The sequence below is a fragment of the Kitasatospora sp. NPDC059827 genome, from assembly GCF_042731675.1.
GTDB lineage: Bacteria > Actinomycetota > Actinomycetes > Streptomycetales > Streptomycetaceae > Kitasatospora.
The window spans coordinates 1-7,409 of record NZ_JBHWIV010000158.1 but is presented as its reverse complement, the minus strand read 5'-3'; the positions used below and the strand labels follow the sequence as shown (position 1 = coordinate 7,409).

General features: G+C 74.9%; 8 protein-coding genes and 1 pseudogene. 6 read left to right on the top strand and 3 right to left on the bottom strand.

The window, feature by feature from the left end:
• Positions 1–87 precede the first annotated feature (87 nt).
• The gene (locus tag ACFV8H_RS40910; protein WP_380409806.1) at positions 88–759 is read right to left on the bottom strand and encodes a TetR/AcrR family transcriptional regulator; all 672 of its coding nucleotides are present in this window, start codon (positions 757–759) and stop codon (positions 88–90) included.
• 91 nt (positions 760–850) lie between these two features.
• Between ACFV8H_RS40910 and ACFV8H_RS40905 the strand changes: the two are divergent.
• Both ACFV8H_RS40905 and ACFV8H_RS40900 read left to right on the top strand, forming a co-directional pair.
• Positions 851–2,341, top strand: a pseudogene (locus tag ACFV8H_RS40905) (MFS transporter); the annotation flags it as partial.
• Position 2,342: 1 nt separating this feature from the next.
• Entirely contained in the window at positions 2,343–2,756 is a 414-nt protein-coding gene (locus ACFV8H_RS40900; RefSeq protein WP_380409804.1) for a cupin domain-containing protein, read from the top strand.
• 134 nt (positions 2,757–2,890) lie between these two features.
• Here ACFV8H_RS40900 and ACFV8H_RS40895 read toward each other — a convergent pair whose 3' ends face one another.
• Entirely contained in the window at positions 2,891–3,940 is a 1,050-nt protein-coding gene (locus tag ACFV8H_RS40895) for a hypothetical protein (protein ID WP_380409802.1), read from the bottom strand.
• A gap of 224 nt (positions 3,941–4,164) precedes the next feature.
• Here ACFV8H_RS40895 and ACFV8H_RS40890 point away from each other — a divergent pair, with 224 nt between their 5' ends.
• The 3 genes from ACFV8H_RS40890 to ACFV8H_RS40880 are packed head-to-tail and all read left to right on the top strand — an operon-like array spanning position 4,165 to position 5,434.
• A complete protein-coding gene (locus ACFV8H_RS40890) occupies positions 4,165–4,674 on the top strand; it encodes a hypothetical protein (RefSeq protein WP_380409800.1) in 510 nt (169 codons plus the stop codon).
• Positions 4,671–4,982: a hypothetical protein gene (locus ACFV8H_RS40885; protein ID WP_380409798.1), complete on the top strand. Its 312-nt coding sequence runs from the start codon at positions 4,671–4,673 to the stop codon at positions 4,980–4,982. Before ACFV8H_RS40890 ends, ACFV8H_RS40885 begins: the two co-directional genes overlap by 4 nt.
• Positions 4,979–5,434, top strand: a complete 456-nt coding sequence (locus ACFV8H_RS40880) for a helix-turn-helix domain-containing protein (protein WP_380409796.1) — start codon at positions 4,979–4,981, stop codon at positions 5,432–5,434. The genes ACFV8H_RS40885 and ACFV8H_RS40880 overlap by 4 nt, the downstream gene beginning before the upstream one ends.
• Here ACFV8H_RS40880 and ACFV8H_RS40875 read toward each other — a convergent pair.
• A complete protein-coding gene (locus tag ACFV8H_RS40875; RefSeq protein WP_380409795.1) occupies positions 5,413–6,084 on the bottom strand; it encodes a class I SAM-dependent methyltransferase in 672 nt (223 codons plus the stop codon). The genes ACFV8H_RS40880 and ACFV8H_RS40875 overlap by 22 nt on opposite strands.
• Positions 6,085–6,238: 154 nt before the next feature.
• On the opposite strand from ACFV8H_RS40875, the gene ACFV8H_RS40870 reads away from it, so the two are divergent.
• A complete protein-coding gene (locus ACFV8H_RS40870; RefSeq protein ID WP_380409793.1) occupies positions 6,239–7,249 on the top strand; it encodes a quinone oxidoreductase family protein in 1,011 nt (336 codons plus the stop codon).
• Positions 7,250–7,409: the final 160 nt, after the last annotated feature.

Genomic DNA, 7,409 nt, shown 5'->3' with positions numbered 1-7,409 from the left:
TGCGGGGCCCTCACCCCCGGCCCGGGACGGGCCCGTGGGGGGTTGCGCCGGGGGGGCCGGTCCCGTGTCTCAGCGTGCGGCCGCGTTTCAGCCTGCGGCGAGGAGGCCGGAGACCAGGGCGCGCAGTCCGTCGCGGTAGGTGTCCTGGGCGGTGAGGGCCTCCCAGTCGCCGGCGACCTGGGCCAGGCGGGGGTGGACGGCCGGGTCGAGGCCGGCGAAGACCTGCTCGCGGTAGGTGGGGCGGTCGTCGGCGGTGCGGCGCCTGGCGGCGGTGGTGCGGACCACGATCTCCCCGGCGGTGTAGTACCAGATCGCGCGGTAGCCCTGGGCGGCGCGTTCCGGGGTCAGGCCGCAGTCGACCAGTCCGTCGACGATCTGCTCGACGAACCAGAGGGCGTGGGTGGAGAACAGGTCGTCGGCGGCCAGGACTTCGACGATCCAGGGGCAGGCGGCGAGCGCGTCGTGGATCGCGGCGGCCGCGGTGAGGACGCGTTCGCGCGGGTCGGCCGGGAGCTCGACCGGGTGGAGGGTGCGGGCGGCGTAGTCGTCGAGCAGCAGGACGAGCAACTCCTCCTTGTTGCGCACGTGGTGGTAGAGCGCCATCGGGGTGCTGCCGATGTCGGTGGCCAGGCGGCGCATGGTCAGTCGCTCGACGCCCTCCTCGGCCACGATCCGGCGGGCCGTCTCGACGACCTCCTCCCGGGAGATGCGAGGGGGACGACCGGTGGCCTTGCGGGGGGTGGGGGAGGGCTGCTGCATGCCCTCATCATGCCCCGTCCGGGGGGTCCGCGGTGCCTCGCCCGCCCTGTGCGGCTCGACAGCGGAGAGCCTCCGGGGGTACTTTCCTTACATGTACAGAAACTCGCGAGGCCGACCCGGCCTGGTGCTCGCGGCGGTCACCGTCGCCCAGTTCGTCTTCGCCCTCGACATGTCGGTGGTCAACGTCGCGCTGCCCGCGATCCGCGACGCCCTGGGCTTCGCCCCGCTCGACCTCTCCTGGGTCGTCCACGTCTACGCGCTCACCTTCGGCGGGCTGTTACTGCTCGGCGGCCGCGCCTGCGACCTGTACGGGCGGCGGCGGTTGCTGGTGCTGGGGCTGGCCGTCTTCGGGCTCTGCTCGCTCGCGGGCGGGCTGGCCCAGCACCCCTGGCAGCTGGTCGCCGCCCGGGCCGGGCAGGGCGTGGGCGCCGCGGCGGCCGCCCCGGCCGCGCTGGCGATGCTGACCACCGCCTTCCCCGAGGGCCCCCGGCGGGTCCGCGCCCTGGGGGTGTGGAGCGCCGCCAACGCCGCCGGGGGCGCGCTGGGCGTGCTGGCCGGCGGGGTGCTGACCGAGTACGCCAGCTGGCGCTGGGTCATGCTGGTCAACCTGCCGATCGTGGCGACGGCGCTCGCGCTGCTGCCCCGGGGGATCGGGGCCGGGGCGCAGCCCGTACGGCGGGAACGGCTGGACGTGCTCGGCGCGGTGCTGGCCACCGGGGGAGTCGGGCTGCTGGTGTTCGGCGTCGTCCGGACCGAGAGCCTGGGGTGGGGCTCGCCGGCCACCGTGGCCACGCTGGGCGCTGCCGCTGCGCTGCTGGTCGCCTTCGTGGTCACCGAACTCCGTTCGCCCGCACCGCTGTTGCGGCTCGGACTGCTGCGCAGCCGCTGGGTCGCCGGGGCGAACGTGCTGGTGTTCCTGGCCGCCGCCGGGCAGTTCGCGGCCTTCTACTTCGTCTCGCTCCACCTCCAGCAGGTGCTCGGCCTGGGTGCCGCCGCCACCGGGGCCGCGTTCCTGCCGTTCTCCGCCGGGCTGGTGGTGGGCTCGCTGTTCGCGACCCGGATCACCGCGCACCGCAGCCCGCGGGTGGTGCTGGTGCCCGGGGCCGTACTGGCCGCCGCCGGGCTGGGCTGGTTCGCGCTGATCAGCCCGGACGGCGGGTTCCTCGGCGACGTCCTGGGTCCGTCCCTGGTCACCAGCCTCGGCACCGGGCTGGTGCTGGCTCCCGTCGCCGCCGCCGCGACCACCGGTGTCGCACCCCGCGAGGCCGGGGCGGCCTCCGGCTTGCTCAGCAGCTCGCGCCAACTCGGCGGCTGCGTCGGGCTGGCGGCCCTGGCCACCCTCGCCGCCCACCGCACCGCCTCGGCCGCTGCCTCGACTACCGGCTCGACCGCCGCCGCGACCACCGGCCGGGCCGCCCTGGACGCCGGGTATGCCCTCGGGCTGGCCGCCGGCGCCGTGCTGTTCGCGCTGGCGGCGGTCGTCGCCGTCACCGTCCTGCCCCGGCGGCGGCCCGGTGCGCCCGAGGGGCGTCCGCTCGCCGCCGTGGAACGCCACGAAGAACTCCGACTGGAAGGAACTCCTCATGACCACCACCCCGATCGCCGTCGTCGACCTGTTCGCCTCGGCGCTGCACTTCCGCCCCGACGGCGAACTGCGGGCCACCGAACGGCGGATGGCCGGCGGCGGTGCCGGCACCGAGGGCACCTGGCAGGTCGCGGCGTTCCACGTGGAGACCGACGCCGATGTGCACGCCGACCACTGGGAGATGCACCCGGAGGCGGAGGAGGCGGTGTGCTGCCTGGCCGGCGGTGCCCGGGTCTTCTTCCGGCCGGTCGAGCCCGGAGCGGCCGAGGAGTCGGTGCGGCTGACGGCCGGGAGCGCCGTGGTCGTCCCGCGCGGCCGCTGGCACCGGCTCGAACTCGACGGCCCCAGCGACCTGATGTCGATCACGCTGCGGGCGGGGACCCGGTTGGAGCGGCGGGGCGCCGAGGGCTGACCGCCGGGCCGGGGTGGCCGGTAGGCGCGGCGCGGATCCCGGGAGGGTTACTGGAACGCGGCGACGGCCCTCCGCCCGTCGGGTGGAGGGCCGTCGTGTGGCAACCTGCGGCGTCCGGGTCGGATGACGGATCGTCAGGCTGCGGCGCGGGCGGCCTTGGTGCGGGCGGAGTCGAAGACGGCGGCCGGGTTCCCGTAGTACAGCCACGGGCCGGCGATCTCCCGGCCCATCCCGCGGAAGAGGTCCAGGGCCTGCGCCGGGCGGCCGTTCTCGATCAGGGCGTGGGCGATCCAGCCGCGCGCCGCGACGATGCCGGGGTGGGCGGGATCGGCGGCCGCCAGGTCGAGCAGGGCCGCGTCCACGGCGGCCGTGTAGGCGGGGGAACGGTAGAGCGAGGAGGCGGACCTGTCGCGCAGGATCTGCTCCCAGTACGCCCGCAGCTTGAGTGCTGTCAGCAGGCTGCCGGCCGGTGCGCCGGCGATCGCCCTGTCGGCGAACTCGTGCATCAACTCGTTGCTGCCGAGCCACTTCTCGCACCAGTACTGCAGGGCGGAGGTGTGCGCGCCGATGTGGTGGGGCTCGCGGGCCACGATCTCGGCCCACAGCGCGCGGTAGCGCTCGTGCGACCAGCCCTGGCCCATCGCGATCGACTGCTGTGCCACCCAGGCGTTCGGGTCCCCGGCCGGGGCGAGCCGGACCGCCTCGTACGACATCTCCTCGGCCTCCTGCAGCACCTGGTGGAAGCCCATGGCCTGCTCGCGGGTCACCTGCGAGGCGTACTTCGCGGTGCGGATCTGCCACGCCCGCTTGACCAGCGCCTCGGTGTGCACCTGGGCGGCCTGGGGGTTGTCCGGCTGCTCCTCGCGCCAGGTCCGGAGCCAGCCGTCGTCGGTGGCCGCGAGGCCGCTGAACGGGCCCATCCGGGAGTAGCGGGTGCTCCAGTCGCCGTCGCCGCCCGAGAGGTGGGCGGCGGCCGGGCGCCAGTCCCCGGCCTTGGCCGCGTCCAGCGCCGCCCGCGCCGCCGGGTCGGTGGGTTCGTCGCCCACTTCGACCAGTTCGGCGCGCGGCACCAGACCCGCTGCGGCCGCTTCGAGCCCCCTGGAGGCCTTGCGGCGCTTGTTGAGCCAGAGGCCCAGCCTGACGAGGAGGATGACGAGGGGGACGATGACGAACGGGTGGGACATGTACCTGCTTCTCCACGGAACTTCTTCGCACAGGTGTGCGTTCGGTGAAGATCGTACCGTTCGGGTACGGAGCCGTGGACGGTGTGCACATCGAAGGACTGTCCGGGTTTCCGCTGCTCCTCGCACGTGCGTCCGGCCCGGGGGGTGAACGATCGCCGGGTCGCGCCGATCCCCGGGCGGAGGCGGTAAGTTGGCGGCTGCCGATTGTGGGGAGGACCACTGACGTGAGCACCGACGAGGCTGCGCTCGGCAGCGCCGTCAAGGCCGTCATCGCCGCCGTGAGTGCCGATGACGTGGCCGGGCTGTACCAGGCGGTGATGCCGCCGGCGGGTGAGGACACCCCTCCGGCCGAGGTCGCCAGATGGTTCGGGCTGCTCCTCGTCCACCTGGCGCTCACCGCCGCGTCCGCTTCGGAGCTGGAGCGCGGCAGTTCCCGGGAGACGGTCTCGGAGTGGCTCGGGGAGGTGCTGGGGCCCGTCCCGACCCCGGCGCTGCTGCGCGCCGGGGATCCGAGCCGCATCGACCACGTCGAGGCGGTGAGTGCCGCGGAGAGCTACTCCCGGTGCCGGGAGTACGCCGTCGACCTGATCCGGCTGGGCTTGGTCGACCCGACCGAGGAACCGGACGAGCGGGGCGTCGACGCCCACTGCGCGGTGACGAACGACAAGCAGATGCGGATCACCGTGATGGCGATGCTCGGCCGCCTCGGCGCCGGTCCCGGCGTGCGCGGTTGACGGAGCCGCGCTTCGTCGTGGGGCCGGGCTACGCGCTGTACCGGGGGCCGCTGGCAGACAGCGCGCCGCACCGGCACGCCGCGTTCCAGGTCGCCGTGGCGGCGCCGGGCGGCGAGGTGACGATCGCGGACGGCGCCGGGGTCAGGCACCGGGGTGAGGCGGTGGTGGTGGCGCCGATGGTGCGGCACCGGATGGCGCCGACCCGCCGGGTGCTGGTGTTCTACGTCGACCCGCACTGCGCGTTCGCGGACCGCCTGCGGGCGGAGCACGTCGACGGCGTCCGCGTGGCCCCCGGTGGCGAGAGTTGACGGAGGAGCACGTCCGTCCGTCCGGGGTGCTGCCGTCGGCCGAGGTGGACGCCCGGCTGCGGGCGGCGATGGAGGCGCTCGCGGACGACCGGGTCGCGCTGCCGGGGCTGGCCGCGCAGGTCGGGCTCTCCCCGCAGCGGCTGCGGGCGCTGGCCCGGCGGCAGTTGGGGGTGCCGCTGGCGCGCTGGCGGATCTGGCTACGGCTGGCCCGCGCGGCCGACGCGCTGGGCGAGGGGTGCACGCTCGCCGAGGCGGCGGTGGCGGGCGGCTTCGCGGACCAGGCGCACTTCACCCGGCAGATGCGGGAGATGACCGGGCTCACCCCGTCGCAGGTGCTGCCGGTGCTGCGCGCCTCGGGCCCGGGCCGAAGGCCCCCGGGCCTGAGCGGCTCGCGCCCGGCCGGTGCGCGGCTGACCGGCTCGCGTTCGGCCTACGCGCGGTGGGCCACGTAGATCGACATCGAACCGGTGACCGTCGCGACCGTCTCGGCCTCGCGCACGCCGTGGAAACCGGCCTCGGCGATCAGCCGCGGCAGGATGCCGTCCGCGTTGGGCTGGGTGTCCTCCTTGCCGTCCGCCAACTGCACGATGCGGAAGGCCAGGCGCATGGCCGGCGTGCGCTGGCGCCCGTAGTCGGCGATCACCAGCTTGCCGCCGGGGCGCAGCGCCGCGTGCATGGACGCGAGGACGGCCCGCTTCATGGGGACGGGGCACTGGTGCAGGACGAGGCTGGAGACGACGGTGTCGGCGGCCCCGGTGCCGACCAGATCGGCGACGGCGTCGCCCATGCCGGTCAGCCACTTGGGAGCGGAGCCGGGGCCGGTGTTGGGGCCGGTGGCGGCGGCCTTGCGGCGGGCCAGTTCGAGCGTGCCCGGGTCGGGATCGACGCCGATGACGCGGGCGCGCGGCTCGACGCGGTTGAGGAGCAGCGCCAGCGAGCCGGTGCCGCAGCCGACGTCGACGATCACGTCCTCGGGGCGCGGGGCCGCGTGCATGGCGAGCAGGCTGCGCCAGAGGCGTTCGCGGGTGAGGGAGACGATGGGGTCGTAGAGGCGCAGCGGGGCGAGGCGGCCGGCGGCGGGAGTGAAGGCGCGATCGGTCATGCGGGCCAGTCTCGGGGGCGGTCGCCCGGGGGTCTTGAACGAATCGCTCGCCCGGTACCGGCCTCGGGGAACACCGGTACGGGCCGGTCCGCCGGCCGGGAATCGGATCGCCGTCAACGGGGTTGGTGGGGGACGAGCCGTTATTGGAGGGGTTGTGCGAGCGATTCAGGTGTACGAAGTGGGCGGTCCCGAGGTGCTGCGGGAGGCCGAGGTGGACCAGCCGCGGCCGGGGCCGGGCCAAGCGGTCGTGGAGGTCGCCGCATCCGGGGTCAACTACCTCGACGTCTACCACCGCGAAGGCCGGTACACGCTCCCGCTGCCCTTCACCCCGGGCGCTGAGGGTGCCGGCACGGTCGTCGAGGTCGGACCCGGCGTCGCCGACGTCGCGGTCGGGGACCGGGTCGGTTGGGTGGAGATTCCCGGCACGTACGCCGAGCGGGCCGTCGTGGACTCCTCCCGGCTGGTGCCGCTGCCCGACGACATCGGCTTCGAGACGGCCGCCGCCGTGCTCCTCCAAGGCATGACCGCGCACTATCTCGTCAAGGACGCCTACCCGGTTCAGGGGGGCGACACGGTGCTCGTGCATGCGGCCGCTGGTGGCATGGGGCTGCTTCTGACCCAGCTCATCACCCATCTCGGCGGCAGGGTGATCGGCACGACGTCGACTGCGGCGAAGGCCGAGCTGGCGAAGCGTGCCGGGGCCGCCGAGGTGATCCTCTCCTCCGCGGTCGACGATCTCGCCGCCGAGGTGAGGCGGCTCAACGGCGGTCGGGGACTGCCGGTCGTCTTCGACGGCGTCGGCGCGCACACCTTCGATGCGAGCCTCGCCAGTCTGCGGTCCCGCGGCCATCTCGTGCTCTTCGGCGCGGCAAGTGGTGCCGTGCCGCCGTTCGATCCGATTCGGCTCGCCCACGGCGGTTCGCTGACCCTGATCCGGCCCAGCCTCGGGGACTTCATCGCCGATCGGTCCGAACTGCTCCGACGGGCCGCCGATGTGTTCGAGTGGGTGCGCTCCAAGGCGCTGGAGGTCACCGTGACGGGCCGCTACGCCTTGTCCGAGGCCGCCCAGGCCCACAGCGATCTGGAGGCTCGGCGTACCACCGGAAAGCTGCTCGTCGTACCCGGTGCGGCCGCGGTCGGACGCCGCGAGGAGACGCAGGGCTGACCGCGGGTGACGGGACGTCCGCGGGCCCGTCCGGTCCGGTCCGTCGCGCTGGGCCCGTGCGTCCCCCCGGCCGCCCCGGCCCCCCCCCGGCACCCGCCGGCGGCCACGGGGCCGGGGGGGGACGAGTTGTCCCCCCCCGCCGGGGGGGGGCCCGCGACCA